A 14641-nucleotide genomic window follows, 5' to 3' on the forward strand; every position below is an offset into this window, starting at 1 on the left:
GCGGCCAGAGTTGGCCGCGATGCCGAACTTCGCGCGACTTCAAGATGAACGTGGGGCGTCAACCACTCATCGGGTCGCCGCCCGGGTCTGCCTGCGCCATCGCGAAGGCGGTGGCCGGATCCCCTGCCGCCGGCCCCGCGGGCGTCCAACGGCCCCGCTCCTTGCGGTACGGCCACCATCGGCCGTCACGCCCCAGGCGCAGCTGGGCAGGTGCGCCGACGGCGGTCCAGCGGTTGCGGGTGGCACGCAGTCGCGGCCGCTCGTCCTCGTCCCAGGCCGCCTCCAGGGCGGCACGCGCGCGTGCGAGTGCCTCCGCATCCACGACCCACTCGTCCTCCAGCACGGCCAGCGCGACCACACCCCCGTGGTGCCAGGCAGTTACGGCGAGCGCCAGTTCCTGCCGGTCGCGCCCCGATCCGTCGGCCAGCCGCTCGACGATCGCACCCTCGGTGGCGGACGCAGCAAGCCGAACCGCGTCCTGCTCGACCGTCAACTCCGCCGCCGGTGCTTCCTGCCCGTGAGTCGGCCTGAGCGCCTCGGCGAGCAGCCGGTGGGCCTCGGCCGCGGTCGCGGCGGCGAGGAACTCCAGGGCGGACGGGTCGACGCCAGGTGCGGGCGCGGCCTCGGTGTCCAGGGAGGGCGGCCGACCGGGCACCGCGGGCAGTACCGGAGGAGCGGGCAGGGGCGGCAGAATGTCCCCGGCCGCGTACGCCTCTCCGGCGTCCACGCCCTGCTGAGCGGGTTCCGGGGCGTCCGGCTGTGTCCTTGCGGTCGCGCTGCCGCGCGACTGAAGCTCGTCCAGCAACGTGCGTTCGGCGCGGCCGCGCATCAGCAGCAGGGCGAACGGATCCTGGTCGAGCAGCCGCGCCGTCTGATAGCAGAGCGCCGCGGTGTGCCCGCAGTGGTCCCAGGCCCCGCAGTCGCACTCGGCCTCCAAGTCACCCAAACCCGGAAGCAGCTCCACTCCCGACGCTGCCGCGTCCTCCACCAGATGCGGGGGCATCTCGCGGTCGAGCAGCGCCGCGACATGCCCGGCGCGTTCGACGGCCATGTCGAGGAATCGGTCCCACTGCTCCTCGGACAGTTCCTGAAGCAGCACGTCCGAGCGGTGTGCGGTGCCGTCCCGGTCCCGAACGACGGCGGTGACGCGCCCCGGCCGCACCGACACGGCGCCCACCGCCCCCGTACGCGCGAGTCTGCGGCCCGTCTTCACCGGCTCCGAGTCCAGCGCCGCGTCCTCCAGCGCCTTCAGCCAGGCCCGGCCCCACCACGTCTGCGCGAAGCCCTGCCCCTGTGCGGGCGGCAGCGCCGCGAACGTACGCTCCTCGTTCCCATCCGTCATCGTGCGTCCCCTCGCAGCTCCACCAGGTCGGCCAGTTCGGCGTCGGTCAGCTCCGTGAGCGCCGCCTCTCCGGCGCCGAGGACCGCGTCGGCCAACTGCTGCTTGCGCCGCAGCATCTCGGCGATGCGGTCCTCGATGGTCCCCTCGGCGATCAGCCGGTGCACCTGCACGGGCCGGGTCTGGCCGATGCGGTACGCGCGGTCCGTGGCCTGCGCCTCGACGGCTGGGTTCCACCAGCGGTCGTAGTGCACGACGTGCTCGGCCCGCGTCAGGTTCAGGCCCGTGCCCGCGGCCTTCAACGACAACAAGAAGACAGGGATTTCGCCGTCCTGGAAGCGCTCCACCATCGCCTCGCGCTCATGGACGGGCGTCCCGCCGTGCAGGAACTGCGTCGCGGCGCCGCGCACCGCGAGATGGCGCTCGATGAGGCGCGCCATCCGCACGTACTGCGTGAAGACCAGAACGCTCGCTCCCTCGGAGAGGATGGTGCCGAGCAACTCGTCCAGCAGCTCCAGCTTCCCGGACCTGCCCGGGATCTTCGGCCGGTCCTCCTTGAGGAACTGCGCCGGGTGGTTGCAGATCTGCTTCAGCCCGGTGAGCAGCTTCACGATCAGACCGCGCCGCGCCATGCGGTCCGCGCCCGAGATCTCCGCGAGGGTCTCACGCACCACCGCCTCGTACAGACCCGCCTGCTCCTTGGTGAGCGAGACGGCACGGTCGGTCTCGGTCTTCGGCGGCAGCTCGGGCGCGATACCGGGGTCCGACTTGCGCCGCCGCAGCAGGAACGGCCGGACCAACTGGGTGAGCCGCTCGGCCGCCGCGGGATCCTGAGCGCCTTCGACGGCCTGCGCGTAACGCGTCCGGAAGGAGCCGAGACTCCCGAGCAGACCCGGCGTCGTCCAGTCGAGGATCGCCCACAACTCCGAGAGATTGTTCTCCACCGGCGTGCCGGTGAGCGCCACGCGCGCGCGTGCCCCGACGGTGCGCAACGCCCGCGCCGTCGCCGAGTAGGGGTTCTTCACGTGCTGCGCCTCGTCCGCGACGACCATGCCCCACGGCACCGCGGCCAGTCGCGGCGCGTCGAGCCGCATCGTGCCGTACGTGGTGAGCACGAACTCCCCGTCCACCAGGCCTTCCAGACTGCGCCGCGAGCCGTGGAAACGGCGCACCGGCGTGCCGGGCGCGAACTTCTCGATCTCGCGCTGCCAGTTGCCCATCAAGGAGGCCGGACAGACCACGAGGGTGGGGCCCGCCGCCGACGTGTCGGTCTGCCGGTGCAGATGCAGGGCGATCAGAGTGATCGTCTTGCCCAGGCCCATGTCGTCGGCCAGACAGCCACCCAGTCCCAAGGAGGTCATTCGGGCGAGCCAGTTGAGGCCCCGCACCTGGTAGTCCCGCAGCGTCGCGGTGAGCGCGGCGGGCTGCCCGACCGGCTCCTGTCCCTCCGGGTCCGAGAGCCGCTCCCGCAGCGTCGCCAGCCACCCCGTGGGCCGTACGTCGACCCTGCGGCCGTCGACCTCCGTGGAGCCCGTCAGGGCGGCGCTCAGCGCCTCGACAGGCGTGACCTTGCGGTCCTGTTGCGCCCGGGCGCGGCGCACCTCCTGCGGGTCGACGAGGACCCACTGGTCGCGCAGCCGCACCATGGGGCGGTTCGCCTCGGCGAGGTGGTCCAGCTCCTGTCGTGTGAGTCGCTGATCGCCCAGTGCGAACGACCAGTTGAAGGCCAGCAGTGCGTCCGCGGACAGGAAGGAGGGCGCGGCCGACGCCGCCTTGTCCGGACTCCGCTCGTCGTCCGGCGGGCCGATGACGGCGCGCGCGGTCAGCTTGCGCGCCAACTCCTTGGGCCAGTGCACGTCGACGCCGGCGGACCCCAGCATGCGGGCGCCCTCACCGAGGAGTTCGGTGACCTCCTCGTCGGCGAGTTCGACGGCGTCCGGCACCGCCGCCGAGAGCAACGGGGTGAGCGGGGGCCAGGCGCGGGCCGCACGGCGCAGGGCGAGCAGGACGTCCATCCGCGCGCGAGGGCCGAAGGCCGCCGATCCGGCCCAGACGGCGGAGGCGTCCGCGACAAGACCCGGGTCGTTCACGCTGTGCACCTGCAGCACCCCGCGGAACGGGAGCCGCGTCTCGTCCGCCCCGACCGACGCCAGCCCAGGGACCTCGACGCGCAGCGAGACGCGTACGCCCGCGTCGTGCCCCGCGGCCACGTCGGCGGCCCAGGCGCGCTGCTCCGGCACAAACTGCGGCTCCGGCGCCGCGAAGGCCGCGCCTCCCGCGGCCGGCGACGCGGCGGGGGAGCGGGGCAGCGCGTCGGCGACCGCGTCGAGGAAGGCTCGCAGCAACCGCTCCGGGTCGGGCAGCCGCACCGGCTCACAGCCGTCCACCGGTACGGCGTGCGCGTCGGGCGGCATCGCCGCGGCGAGTTCGCGTACGCGCTCCAGGTCGTCGGCGCGCAGTGGACCGGCACGCCACGCGTCGTGGTCGCTCGCCGTCAGTCCCGGCAGCAGCAGCCCCCGTGCGGCGAATTGGAGGGCGAGCACCGCGGCCGCGCCCCAGAACGTGGTCGCCCGGTGTGCGTGCGCGGCGGCACGCGCGCGCGTGAGGACCGGCAGCGCGGCGCGCACCGGGAGCAGGACGGCGGGCACGGTCACGAGCTCGACACCGTCGTTTCCGGGCAGCGCGACGGTCACGTCGTCGAAGGCGCCGGAAGCCACCACAGGTGGGACGTCGCCGTCGGGCCGCCAGAAGGCGACGCTTCCGGTACGGGACGGATCGGCGGGCATGAACACGGCACAGCATGGGGCCAGTTCGGAGATCTCGGCGGGCGTCGCCGCAGGAATTCTCTGCACAGCGATGTCGCATTCCTCAAATTTGACTACTGGGTCGGAGTCGCCGAGGGTACAGCACCGCATACACCGGGCGGGGACGCTCGGACCGTGAGGTGGCTCTCCCCGGGCCGGGGGTGTACGTAACCCCCCGTCGATGGACGGGGAAAGCCTCAGTGCGGACACGGGTGGTGGCGTCATGGTCGCCAAGGGTCACTGGTTCGTACCTTTCATCAGGTCAGCCCCTTGCCTGAGAAACCGGAGACCCGCCATGCCCCAGACCGCCACAGCCGTCGTGGAAGACCTTCCAGGGGTGGGTGTCGGGCAGAGCCCGGGAAGTGACTTCGCGCCCCTCCTGCGCACCGTCAGGGCCCGGGGTCTCCTGGACCGGCGCCATGGCTGGTACGCACGCGCGATCACCGTGAACGCGCTGGCCCTGGCCGCGGTCGTGACGGGTGTCGCCCTGATCGGCAACTCCTGGTGGGCGCTTGTCCTCGCCCCGCTGCTCGCCGCGTTCTCGGCCCGCACCGCTTTCATAGGTCACGACGCGGGCCACGCGCAGATCACCGGCAACAAGGGGGTCGGCCGCGCGATCGGCCTGGTCCACGGCAACCTGCTCCTCGGACTGAGCTATTCCTGGTGGAACCACAAGCACAACCGCCACCACGCCAACCCGAACCACATCGACAAGGATCCCGACGTCGTCGCCGACGTCCTGGTCTTCACCGGTGAGCAGGCAGAGGTCCGGGTGGGCTTCCGGCGCTGGCTCACCCGCAACCAGGCCTGGCTCTTCTTCCCGCTCACCCTCCTGGAAGGCGTCGCCCTGAAGGTCCACGGCTTCCAGGACCTGCGTCGGCAGCCCCCGCGCGAGCGGGTGGTGGAGGGACTGCTGCTGGTGACCCACGTCGTGGCCTACGCGACCTTGCTGCTCACGTCCATGTCCCTCGGCAAGGCCCTGGCCTTCGCGGCGCTGCACCAGGCACTGTTCGGCCTGCATCTGGGCATGGCCTTCGCGCCCAACCACAAGGGCATGGAAATGCCTGACCCGGACGGGGAGCGCTGGGGCCATCTGCGCCGCCAGGTGCTCACCTCCCGCAACGTCCGCGGCGCCGCCCTGACCGACTGGTTCCTCGGTGGCCTCAACTACCAGATCGAGCACCACTTGTTCCCCAGCATGCCCCGACCCCATCTGAGGCTCGCCCAGCCGCTGGTGCGCGCACACTGTCGGGAATTGGGTATCTCCTACGCGGAAACCGGGCTCGTCGACTCCTACCGGCAGGCCCTGCGCCACATGCACGTGGTCGGCGAACCCCTCAGGACCGAGCAGCCGCGGAAGGTCTCAGGGGGTGAGTGAGACCGGAGGGTCTCAGGGGTGAGTCAGGGGAGCGCCTCAGGGATGTCTCAGGGTCGCGCACTGGAACCGTGAGAGGCGCGGACCCGTTTTCAGGACAGAGAGCGGCAGCAGCCGCGAAGGAGGCGACACATGTCGAAGAACGCGAAGATCGCCGCAGGTGGTGTGGCGGTCGGCCTCATCCTGCTGATCTGGTTGCCCTGGTGGGTCTCCTTCCTGATCGTGGTGGGAGTTCCGGCGGCCGCGTACCTGACGCTGGATCCCTCGCAGCGCCGCAGGCTGCGCCGCATCACTCGCAAGGAACTCGGCCGCTGAGGCGCTGCCGATCGGGTGCGTCTCCCGGCATGCGGGAGGCGGCCCGGTCGCCGCTCGCGGACCGTGCCGTAGGCAGGGTCCGCGAGCGTGCGCGTGCCCCGCTTCGCCCGGGGCGAGGAGCGACCCACTGCACGACCGCTCAACTGGGGCGTACGGCCATCTTGTCGAGGGCCTCCAGGAGACCGGGCAGTTCCGGGCCCCGGCCGACGGGCAGGACCTCTCCGGGCTCCTCGTCGAGGAGGACGAAGGCGATGTCGTCGGTCCGGGCGACCATGGACCATCCGGGGCCGTCCGCGCGCAGGGTCCGGGCGTCGCCGGGGGCGAAGGACGAGCGGACCCGACCCAGGGGCGGCGGGGTGTCCACGTAGGAGCGCGCCTCCGCGAGCACCCGGCGGATACCGGTGCGGGTCTCGCCGCTGTCGCTGTCGCCGTCGGTGCTCTCGGTCTCGTCCTGGTGGGCGTCCTCGGGCTGGGCGGTGTCCTCCGACGTGGCGAAGTCGCCGTCGTCGATCTGTTCCCGCCAGATCGCCCACTGGAGGGCGATCTCGTCCGCTCCGAGGCGCCGTTGGGCCGGTCCCCAGATCGCGGTGTTCGGCGGGGTGAGCGCGGGCCGCTCCGTGAGCTCGGGCGCGGGGTCGTGCGGGGCCGGCACCCCGGGAGCCGCGACGGCGACGTCCAGGGGCCAGCCGGGCAGCGCGGAGACGACCGTGCGCTCGTCGGGCGACAGCTCGTGTTCCATCCCGCAGTCCCAGGACGCGATGGCGACGGCGACCAGCGAGACGTCGTCGATGACGACCGTCCACCGAGCACCCTCGCCATCCTGGCCGAGCACGAGACCGTACCCGTCGGCCAGGGGCGCCAGGTCGAGCGCCGCGCAGGCCTCCGGATAGTCGTCCCCCAGCACGCTGGGGAACTTCGCGGGCGTCAACAGCACCGCTGTCAGTACATACAGCGCGTCGTCGTCCCCGGTGGCGACGGCGCCATCGTCCGTCCCGGCCATCCCAGCCTCCCGATCGCTACGTTTGTCGGCGCACCATAATGCGACCCGGAGGCGCTTGTCACGAGCCCGAAACAGATGCGGACCTGCAGTTATCCGGCTGGACGGGGGCGAAACGCCCGGCCCGCGCCCACCGCGGTCAGACGGCGGGCAGGCCGAGCAGCGTCCGCGCCACCGTCCGAGGCGACTCGTCACGCTCCCGCGCCAGAGCGATGACGGCACGGCAGGCCAGCTCGTTCACCCCGAACGACAGTGCCTCGGGCGACACCCAGGCCGCGGCCTCGTCGATCTGCTCCTGGTCGTCCTCCGCGCAGGCCGACACATAGGCCGCGGCCGCCTCGAAAAGATTGTGTGTACGTTTCTCCGGTCGCCGCTTGGCGGGCCGCTGCGCCTCGGCCTCGTCGGCCGCCTTCCGGCGCCATATCTCGCGGAGTCTGCCGAACATTCCGGTCATCGGGCCACCTTCCCCCTGCGCGGTTGCCATCGCTGATCGTTCACCTGCTGCTACTCAACGTAGAGTTGAAGGCCCGGCGGCAGAAGAGGGACGGTCCGGTGAAGCGTCGCGAATGTTCCCTTCGAGTGAGTCGATCGTGGCCCGCAGCCAGGTGAGTTCGGCCCGGCTCGTGGCCCGGGCGATGGTGAGAATGCCCTGCCGGAAGGGATCGTCGAGCTCTTCGGCGCGCAACGGCCGGTCGCCTTCGTAGAAGAAGCTCGCGGGCTCCTCCAGGAAGGCGAGCCTGCGGCGCAGTACCGCGGCCTGCGCCGCGGGGTCGGCCAGGTGCCTGAGGAAGGCGAGCACCGTGAACCAGCGGTTCTCGTCGGTGATGTCGCGCTGTACGGGTTCCGCGAGGCGGCGGCGCAACTCGCTTCGCCCCTCCTCGGTGAGCGTCAGGACATGACGCGGAGCAGCCACAGAACCGGGCTGCGTCGCCCGTGCCAGCAACCCCGCCTTCTCCAGCCGCTTGATCGCGGGATACAGCGTGCTCTCCGCGACGGGCTTCACGTGGCCGGTCAGCGCGGTGATGCGCTTGCGCAGCTCGTAGCCGTGCAGTGGGGCGTCGTGCAGAAAACCGAGGATGGCCAGCTCAAGCATGCCCCGCATTCTGCCGCACCAGCGGTGTACATCATCCCCTTGGTACATCATCTCCTTGGTACATCGCTTCCCCTATACATCGAGTCCGATGTATTCTCCCGGAGTACGAGAAACGATGAGGCAGACCTGAGGGAGAGCGATGAGGCAGGCCGAGTTCGACGGCAAGGGAAGCTGCATCCGCTGGACGGAGGCGACGGGCGCTGAACCGGCTCGGGTGTACGTACACGGACTGGGGTCGGCCTCGACGGTCTACAACGCCCACATCGCGGCCCGGCCTGAACTGGCAGGGCGCCGGACCCTGTTCGTCGATCTGCCCGGTCACGGCATCAGTGATCGGCCCGCGGACTTCGGCTACACCCTGGAGGACCACGCGGACGCGCTGGCGGCCGCCCTGGACGAGGCCGGTGTCACGGCGGCGGAGCTGGTCGCGCACAGCATGGGCGGCGCGGTGGCCATCGTGCTTGCCCATCGACGTCCCGAGCTCGTGTCCAGGCTGGTCCTCGTGGAGGCGAACCTCGACCCGTATCCACCGGTCAAGGCGGGCAGCAGCGGTATCGCCTCGTACACGGAGGAGGAGTACGTCGAAAACGGTGGCCACGCGCGCGTACTCGACAAAGTCGGCCCCTCGTGGGCGGCGACCATGCGGCTCGCCGACCCGCGCGCGCTGCACCGCACCGCGATCGGCCTTGCGCGCGGCACGGTCCCCACGATGCGCCACCTGCTCGAAGGGCTGACGGCGGACCGTGTCTACCTTCAGGGGGCACTGAGCGGTGAACTGGCGAACAGGGAGGGACTGGAGGCCGCCGGAGTCCGGGTGGTGACCGTTCCCGGTGCGGGGCACAACGTCATGTTCGACAACCCCGATGTCTTCGTGGCCGAGGTCGCCGAAAAGGTCTGAGGCCTCAGCCCCGCCGTGTGGCCAGCGCCAGGAAGCGGGCGTCCTCGTCGACGTACGAGGTCATGGCCCAGCCGGCAGCGGCCAGCAGAGGGCGGAGATTGGCCTCCGCCCTCAGGTCGTCCGGTGTGATCCGGCGCCCCTGGCGCGCGGCGAGCGCGGCCCGGCCGATGGGATGGAACAGCGCCAGCGTGCCACCGGGCCGCACCACCCGCGCCAACTCCCTCAGATTCTCGGCGGGGTTGGGCAGATGCGCGATCAGCCCCGCCCCGAGGGCGGCGTCCAGTGACTCCGTGCGCAGCGGCAGCGCGGCGACGTCGGCGAGCAGCAACTGCCCGTCGCGGTGCCGTCCGGCCCGTACCGCGGCCGCCAGCATGGCCGGGGTCAGATCGGCTCCGACGACCACTCCGGAGGGCCCCACGGCCGCGCGCAGCGGCGGCAGCGCCCGCCCGGTACCGCAGCCCGCGTCGAGCACGCGGTCCCCCTCGCGCAGCCCGAGTTCGCCGACCGCCGCCGCATAGGCCGGCCCGTCATCGGGGAACCGCGCGTCCCAGTCGGCCGCGCGCGCCGTGAAGAACTCCTGGACGTGTGTGTGGTCGTCGCTCATGTTCCGCATGATCTCTCACCGACACGAAGTACGACGCTGTGCACACGTTCGAGCGCCATGCGATCGATCCCGTGCCTGTCTGTGTCATATTTCAACACCTTTCGAAATGCGCCCCCTTTGTGCGCCCCTGACCGGACTAGCGTCCCTGGGCCATGGGACACCTGGACCACGCCGCCTTCGGCTGGCTGACCCCCGTGCTGTCGTACGTGATGGCCTGTATAGGCGCCGCCCTGGGGCTGCGCTGCACGGTCCGCGCGCTCGGCGCCACAGGGCGCTCGCGCCGCAACTGGCTGCTCACCGCGGCCTCCGCGATCGGCACCGGCATCTGGACGATGCACTTCGTGGCGATGCTCGGCTTCAGTGTCAGCGGTACGGAAATGCGCTACAACGTGCCGCTGACCATCGTCAGTCTGCTCGTCGCGATGGTCGTCGTCGGCGCGGGCGTCTTCGCCGTCGGCTACGGCCGCGACCGGGGCCGTGCGCTCGTCCTCGGCGGTCTCACCACCGGACTCGGCGTCGCGAGCATGCACTACCTGGGCATGGCGGCGCTGCGGCTGCACGGCGTCGTGCGCTACGACCCGGTGCTCGTCGGGGTCTCCGTGGTGATCGCCGTGGTCGCGGCCACCGCGGCCCTGTGGGCGGCACTCAACATCAGGTCGCCCGTCGCGGTCGCCGTCGCCTCCCTCGTCATGGGTGGGGCGGTGAGCAGCATGCACTACACCGGCATGATGGCGGTGAGCGTGCGTGTCAGCCCCTCCGGGGAGGCCCTTCCCGGGGCCACGGCGATGCAGTTCATCTTCCCCCTCGCCGTCGGCCTCGGGTCCTATCTCTTCCTGACCTCGGCATTCGTCGCGCTGTCCCCGACGGCCGGCGAGCGCGAGGCATCCGCATCGGCCCAGCGGCCGGTCGAGAGCGTTGCCCGCTAGTGGCGGGCCCGAGCCGCGACGGCTCGGACGACACGCCCCGAACCACTCCGAGCGAGGAGGCCATGCGTACACCCCGTAGGACCCCTGCAGCCGGCGCCGAGCCGTCGGCACCACCCCCGCAGCGCGGTCGCCGCGCCCACGCGGGTCCGCCAGCCGATGAGTACACCGACCCCGACGAGGACGCCACAGGGACGCCGCCAGAGGCATCCGCGCGCGCGGGACGATGGCGCATACGTCCTCGTACGGTGCGGGCCAAGATCGTCTGTCTGCTCATGGTGCCGGTCGTCTCGCTGCTCGCCCTGTGGGCGTACGCCACGGTGAGTACCGCCCAGGATGTCGCGCGGCTGCGGCAGTTGCAGCGTGTGGACTCCACCGTCCGAGCCCCGGTCGACGACGCCGTCGCCGCGCTCCAGGCCGAACGCGCGGCCGCCGTCCGCCATGCGACCGACCCGACCGCCGAGCCACAGAGCGATCTCAAGACGCTGGCGGAACGCACGGACCGCGCGGTGGCGAAGCTGCGACTGGGCGGCCACAACACCGTCGCCGACGGCGCCGACCTGCCCGCCGGAGTCGCTGGAAGGCTCGACGCATTCGTCAACGGGGCCGAGAGCCTGGGGCCCCTGCGCACCGCCGTACTGGAGCGCCGTACCGGATGGGACGAGGCGTACGGGCAGTACACCAGGACCATTTCGGAAGCCTTCGCGGTCGGGGGCGCCCTCACCGGCATCCAGGACGCCGACCTGGGTTCCGACGCGCGCGTACTCCTCGAATTCTCCCGGGCCGGCGAGGCGCTGGCCCAGGAGGACACCGTGCTGTCCGATGCCAGGCTCGCCCACACCCTGGACGGCGAACGACTGCGGCTGTTCACCGGGGCGGTCGCCAACCGCCGCACCCTGACCGACGCCGCCGTCGCGGATCTGCGCGGACCCGAACAGGCCTCCTGGCGCGACCTCGTGACGGGGAGCGCGTACGCCGACGTACGCGCTGTAGAGGACAAGGTGCTCGCGTCGAGGCCTGGCGGAAACGCCGTCGACGCGGCGCCGGAAGCCGACTGGAACACCGCCCACGCGCGCGTGCAGGACGCCATGCGCGCCATCGAGGCGAAGGCGGGCCGGGGTGTCGCGGACCGGGCCGACCCCTTGACCCGCGGTCTGCTGACACCCGCCGGCGCCGCTGTCGTGTTCGGCCTCGCCGCCGTCGCCGCGTCGCTCGTGATCTCCGTACGCATCGGACGCGGCCTCGTCGTCGAGCTCGTGCTCCTGCGCAACAGCGCCCTCGAGATCGCTCGACGCAAGCTGCCCGAGGCGATGCGCAAGCTGCGCGCGGGGGAGGAGATCGACGTCCGCGCGGAGGCTCCGCCAGGACCACCCTCGGAGGACGAGACCGGACAGGTCGCAGAGGCCCTGGGCACCGTGCACCGGGCCGCCCTGCGCGCCGCTGTCGAACGCGCGGAACTGGCCAGCGGGATCTCGGGGGTCTTCGTCAATCTCGCCCGGCGCAGCCAGGTCCTCGTGCACCGCCAACTGAGCCTGCTGGACAGTATGGAGCGCAGGTCCGAGGACCCGAACGAGCTGAGTGACCTCTTCCGGCTCGACCACCTCACCACCCGGATGCGGCGCCACGCGGAGAGCCTGATCATCCTTTCCGGCGCCGCACCCGGCCGGGCCTGGCGCATGCCGGTCTCGCTGACGAACGTGGTCCGCGCGGCCGTGTCCGAAGTCGAGGACTACGCGCGCGTGGAGGTACGACAGCTGCCCGAGGCATCGGTCGGCGGCGCCGCCGTGGCCGACCTCACCCACCTCCTGGCGGAAGTCGTAGAGAACGCCGCCCAGTTCTCCCCGCCGCACACCCGCGTCCGCATCACCGGCGAACCAGTCGGCAACGGCTACGCCGTGGAGGTCGAGGACCGAGGGCTCGGCATGGGCCAGGAGACGCTCGACGAGGCCAATCGTCGCATCGAACAGTCCGAGGCGCTGGACCTGTTCGACAGCGACCGGCTCGGTCTCTTCGTGGTCAGCAGGCTCGCGGCCCGGCACGGCATCAAGGTGCACCTGCGCACATCGCCCTACGGGGGCACCACCGCCGTCGTCCTGCTGCCGACCGCACTGCTGCACGGAGGCGCGGCGGAACGTTCCCCCCGCAAGACAGCCAGCGAAAGGCCCGACGAACGCGAGTACGCGCGTGTGTCGGCCGCCCCGGAGCACGACTCCGTCCAGGCGCCCATCGAGCGGCCCGCACTCGTGCCCCTCGTGCAGACCACTGTCGGACCCCCGGCGCACGGCTCGCCGGAAGCCCCCGTGAACGTCTCGTCCGAAACCCCTGTGAACGGCTCGCCGGAAACGACACCACCTGGAGTCACCACTTTGCGGCTGCACCGCTCTCCGGACGACTCCGAGGGGTCCGACGACCTCCCACGGCGCGTACGGCAGGCGAACCTCGCGCCCCAACTGCGCGCACAGCGAACCGAGGAGCCGACACAAGTGGCGGCCCACCAGCACGACGACACACGCACCCCCGAACTCGTACGGGACCGTATGGCGGCCTACCGCGACGGCTGGGCGCGCGGCGGCGGCAGAACACCCGGTCGGGGCGCCACTCCAGACCCCGATGCGGGCAGCGACAGCAGTGAAGGAGACCCCGCATGATCCAGGACCCGGGCATGAGGGCAGCCCAGCGATCCGGCGAACTCGACTGGCTGCTGGACGACTTGGTGCTGCGCGTCGCCGAAGTGCGGCATGCGGTGGTGCTGTCGAACGACGGACTGGCGGTGGGTTCCTCCACCGGCCTCAGGCGCGAGGACGCCGAACACCTGGCCGCCGTCGCCTCGGGCTTTCACAGTCTGGCCAAAGGCGCGGGGCGTCACTTCGGTGCCGGGGGCGTACGCCAGACGATGGTGGAGATGGACGATGGCTTTCTGTTCGTCGCGGCAGCCGGCGATGGCTCGTGCCTCGCCCTCCTCACCGCGGTCACGGCAGACATCGGTCTGGTGGCCTACGAGATGGCGCGGCTGGTCAAGCGCGTCGGCGAGCACCTCTACACGCCGCCGCGGGTCGCCGCGCAGCCGCCCGCCGCCGGATGACCGAGGGCGGGCGGCGCAGATGACCGAGGACCTCGAAGGCAGCCAGTGGTACGACAGCGAAGCGGGACCGCTCGTCCGTCCCTACGCGATGACGGGCGGCCGAACCAAACCGGGCCCCACCGGAGTGCGCTTCGATCTGATCGCGCTGGTCACCCTCGACAAGGGTGCACCCGGAGTCGACGAGGACTCCCTGCTCGGGCCGGAACACCGGGCCCTCATCGACCTGTGCCGCACGGAGACGCAATCCGTGGCCGAACTCGCCGCGGGCGCGGACCTGCCGGTGGGCGTGGTCAGAGTGCTGCTCGGCGACCTGCTGGAACTGGGCTGCGTCACCATCAGTCGCCCGGTGCCGCCCGCACAACTGCCCGACGAGCGGATCCTCCGCGAGGTGATCGACGGACTGAGGGCGCTCTAGACGAACGACGCGACTCCACACCTCCAGGTGAACCACGCGACTCCGCACACCCCGATGAACGACGCGATTCCACACACGCGCACACATGCACCGACGCATAGCCGGCACCGTTCGACCGACGCCGACCGCTGCCGCCACTCCCGAGAGAAGTGATCGATGGTCTCCGAGAACTCCGACGCCTCGGCCGACGAAACGACCGCCCTGGCCTTGAAGATACTGGTCGCCGGCGGGTTCGGCGTGGGCAAGACCACCCTGGTGGGCGCGGTCAGCGAGATCAGGCCGCTGCGCACCGAGGAACTGCTCAGCGAGGCGGGTCAGTCGGTGGACGACACCGACGGCGTGGACCACAAGGTCACGACGACCGTCGCCATGGACTTCGGACGCATCACCATCCGGTCCGGCCTCTCCCTCTACCTCTTCGGCACGCCGGGCCAGGACCGGTTCTGGTTCCTGTGGGACGAGCTGTCACAGGGTGCGCTGGGGGCCGTCGTCCTCGCGGACACCCGCAGGCTCGAGGACTGCTTCCCCGCGGTGGACTACTTCGAGCACCGGCACATCCCGTTCGTGGTGGCCGTCAACTGCTTCACGGGCGCCCGCGCCTACGGCGCCCAGGACGTGTCCCGCGCCCTCGACCTCGACCGCGGCACGCCCGTGGTGCTCTGCGACGCCAGGGACCGCGACTCCGGAAAGGAAGTACTCATCCGGCTCGTGGAGTATGCCGGGCGGGTGCACACCGCCCGGCTGCTCGACTCCGTCGGTTGAGACCACGGAACATCGGGCCGAGGCCTCCGAAGGA

Annotated in this window: 14 protein-coding genes; 8 read left to right on the top strand and 6 right to left on the bottom strand. The window is 71.4% G+C overall.

The window, feature by feature from the left end:
- Positions 1-58 precede the first annotated feature (58 nt).
- Positions 59-1342 (bottom strand): SWF or SNF family helicase, encoded by a 1284-nt coding sequence (locus AQJ27_RS24105; RefSeq protein WP_067372565.1) that lies wholly within the window; start codon positions 1340-1342, stop codon positions 59-61.
- The gene (locus AQJ27_RS24110) at positions 1339-4191 is read right to left on the bottom strand and encodes a DEAD/DEAH box helicase (protein WP_067372568.1); all 2853 of its coding nucleotides are present in this window, start codon (positions 4189-4191) and stop codon (positions 1339-1341) included. The genes AQJ27_RS24105 and AQJ27_RS24110 overlap by 4 nt, the downstream gene beginning before the upstream one ends.
- 247 nt (positions 4192-4438) lie before the next feature.
- Here AQJ27_RS24110 and AQJ27_RS24115 point away from each other — a divergent pair, with 247 nt between their 5' ends.
- Both AQJ27_RS24115 and AQJ27_RS24120 read left to right on the top strand, forming a co-directional pair.
- A complete protein-coding gene (locus tag AQJ27_RS24115; RefSeq protein ID WP_067372570.1) occupies positions 4439-5521 on the top strand; it encodes a fatty acid desaturase family protein in 1083 nt (360 codons plus the stop codon).
- A 129-nt stretch (positions 5522-5650) separates the two neighbouring features.
- Entirely contained in the window at positions 5651-5833 is a 183-nt protein-coding gene (locus AQJ27_RS24120) for a hypothetical protein (RefSeq protein WP_067372573.1), read from the top strand.
- A 139-nt stretch (positions 5834-5972) separates the two neighbouring features.
- Here the strand turns inward: AQJ27_RS24120 and AQJ27_RS24125 are convergent, their stop codons facing one another.
- The 3 genes from AQJ27_RS24125 to AQJ27_RS24135 form a co-directional block, all read right to left on the bottom strand.
- On the bottom strand, positions 5973-6833 hold the full coding sequence (locus tag AQJ27_RS24125) for a hypothetical protein (protein WP_067372575.1): 861 nt from the start codon (positions 6831-6833) through the stop codon (positions 5973-5975).
- A gap of 136 nt (positions 6834-6969) precedes the next feature.
- On the bottom strand, positions 6970-7275 hold the full coding sequence (locus AQJ27_RS24130; protein ID WP_067373421.1) for a hypothetical protein: 306 nt from the start codon (positions 7273-7275) through the stop codon (positions 6970-6972).
- A 63-nt stretch (positions 7276-7338) separates the two neighbouring features.
- Positions 7339-7923, bottom strand: coding sequence for a PadR family transcriptional regulator (locus tag AQJ27_RS24135; protein ID WP_096239946.1), 585 nt, complete (start codon positions 7921-7923; stop codon positions 7339-7341).
- Positions 7924-8062: 139 nt separating this feature from the next.
- Here AQJ27_RS24135 and AQJ27_RS24140 point away from each other — a divergent pair, with 139 nt between their 5' ends.
- Entirely contained in the window at positions 8063-8821 is a 759-nt protein-coding gene (locus AQJ27_RS24140; RefSeq protein WP_067372579.1) for an alpha/beta fold hydrolase, read from the top strand.
- Between the two features lie 4 nt (positions 8822-8825).
- Here AQJ27_RS24140 and AQJ27_RS24145 read toward each other — a convergent pair whose 3' ends face one another.
- On the bottom strand, positions 8826-9425 hold the full coding sequence (locus tag AQJ27_RS24145) for a class I SAM-dependent methyltransferase (RefSeq protein WP_067373424.1): 600 nt from the start codon (positions 9423-9425) through the stop codon (positions 8826-8828).
- Between the two features lie 152 nt (positions 9426-9577).
- Here AQJ27_RS24145 and AQJ27_RS24150 point away from each other — a divergent pair, with 152 nt between their 5' ends.
- The 5 genes from AQJ27_RS24150 (at position 9578) to AQJ27_RS24170 (ending at position 14607) form a co-directional block, all read left to right on the top strand.
- Positions 9578-10351: an MHYT domain-containing protein gene (locus AQJ27_RS24150; protein ID WP_067372582.1), complete on the top strand. Its 774-nt coding sequence runs from the start codon at positions 9578-9580 to the stop codon at positions 10349-10351.
- Positions 10352-10413: 62 nt separating this feature from the next.
- A complete protein-coding gene (locus AQJ27_RS24155; protein WP_067372584.1) occupies positions 10414-12996 on the top strand; it encodes a sensor histidine kinase in 2583 nt (860 codons plus the stop codon).
- Positions 12993-13430, top strand: coding sequence for a roadblock/LC7 domain-containing protein (locus AQJ27_RS24160; protein WP_067372586.1), 438 nt, complete (start codon positions 12993-12995; stop codon positions 13428-13430). The genes AQJ27_RS24155 and AQJ27_RS24160 overlap by 4 nt, the downstream gene beginning before the upstream one ends.
- 19 nt (positions 13431-13449) lie before the next feature.
- Entirely contained in the window at positions 13450-13845 is a 396-nt protein-coding gene (locus AQJ27_RS24165; RefSeq protein WP_067372588.1) for a DUF742 domain-containing protein, read from the top strand.
- A 156-nt stretch (positions 13846-14001) separates the two neighbouring features.
- The gene (locus tag AQJ27_RS24170) at positions 14002-14607 is read left to right on the top strand and encodes a GTP-binding protein (protein ID WP_060902484.1); all 606 of its coding nucleotides are present in this window, start codon (positions 14002-14004) and stop codon (positions 14605-14607) included.
- Positions 14608-14641: the final 34 nt, after the last annotated feature.

This window comes from Streptomyces olivochromogenes, from assembly GCF_001514115.1.
Taxonomy (GTDB): Bacteria; Actinomycetota; Actinomycetes; order Streptomycetales; family Streptomycetaceae; genus Streptomyces; species Streptomyces olivochromogenes.

Excerpts from the sequence above, each read along its gene's own strand:
- AQJ27_RS24155 (WP_067372584.1), top strand. The coding sequence starts at position 10,414 with ATGCGTACACCCCGTAGGACCCCTGCAGCCGGCGCCGAGCCGTCGGCA.
- AQJ27_RS24150 (WP_067372582.1), top strand. The coding sequence starts at position 9,578 with ATGGGACACCTGGACCACGCCGCCTTCGGCTGGCTGACCCCCGTGCTG.
- AQJ27_RS24140 (WP_067372579.1), top strand. The coding sequence starts at position 8,063 with ATGAGGCAGGCCGAGTTCGACGGCAAGGGAAGCTGCATCCGCTGGACG.
- AQJ27_RS24170 (WP_060902484.1), top strand. The coding sequence starts at position 14,002 with ATGGTCTCCGAGAACTCCGACGCCTCGGCCGACGAAACGACCGCCCTG.
- AQJ27_RS24160 (WP_067372586.1), top strand. The coding sequence starts at position 12,993 with ATGATCCAGGACCCGGGCATGAGGGCAGCCCAGCGATCCGGCGAACTC.
- AQJ27_RS24120 (WP_067372573.1), top strand. The coding sequence starts at position 5,651 with ATGTCGAAGAACGCGAAGATCGCCGCAGGTGGTGTGGCGGTCGGCCTC.
- AQJ27_RS24115 (WP_067372570.1), top strand. The coding sequence starts at position 4,439 with ATGCCCCAGACCGCCACAGCCGTCGTGGAAGACCTTCCAGGGGTGGGT.
- AQJ27_RS24130 (WP_067373421.1), bottom strand. The coding sequence starts at position 7,275 with ATGTTCGGCAGACTCCGCGAGATATGGCGCCGGAAGGCGGCCGACGAG.
- AQJ27_RS24105 (WP_067372565.1), bottom strand. The coding sequence starts at position 1,342 with ATGACGGATGGGAACGAGGAGCGTACGTTCGCGGCGCTGCCGCCCGCA.
- AQJ27_RS24125 (WP_067372575.1), bottom strand. The coding sequence starts at position 6,833 with ATGGCCGGGACGGACGATGGCGCCGTCGCCACCGGGGACGACGACGCG.
- AQJ27_RS24145 (WP_067373424.1), bottom strand. The coding sequence starts at position 9,425 with ATGAGCGACGACCACACACACGTCCAGGAGTTCTTCACGGCGCGCGCG.
- AQJ27_RS24165 (WP_067372588.1), top strand. The coding sequence starts at position 13,450 with ATGACCGAGGACCTCGAAGGCAGCCAGTGGTACGACAGCGAAGCGGGA.
- AQJ27_RS24135 (WP_096239946.1), bottom strand. The coding sequence starts at position 7,923 with ATGCTTGAGCTGGCCATCCTCGGTTTTCTGCACGACGCCCCACTGCAC.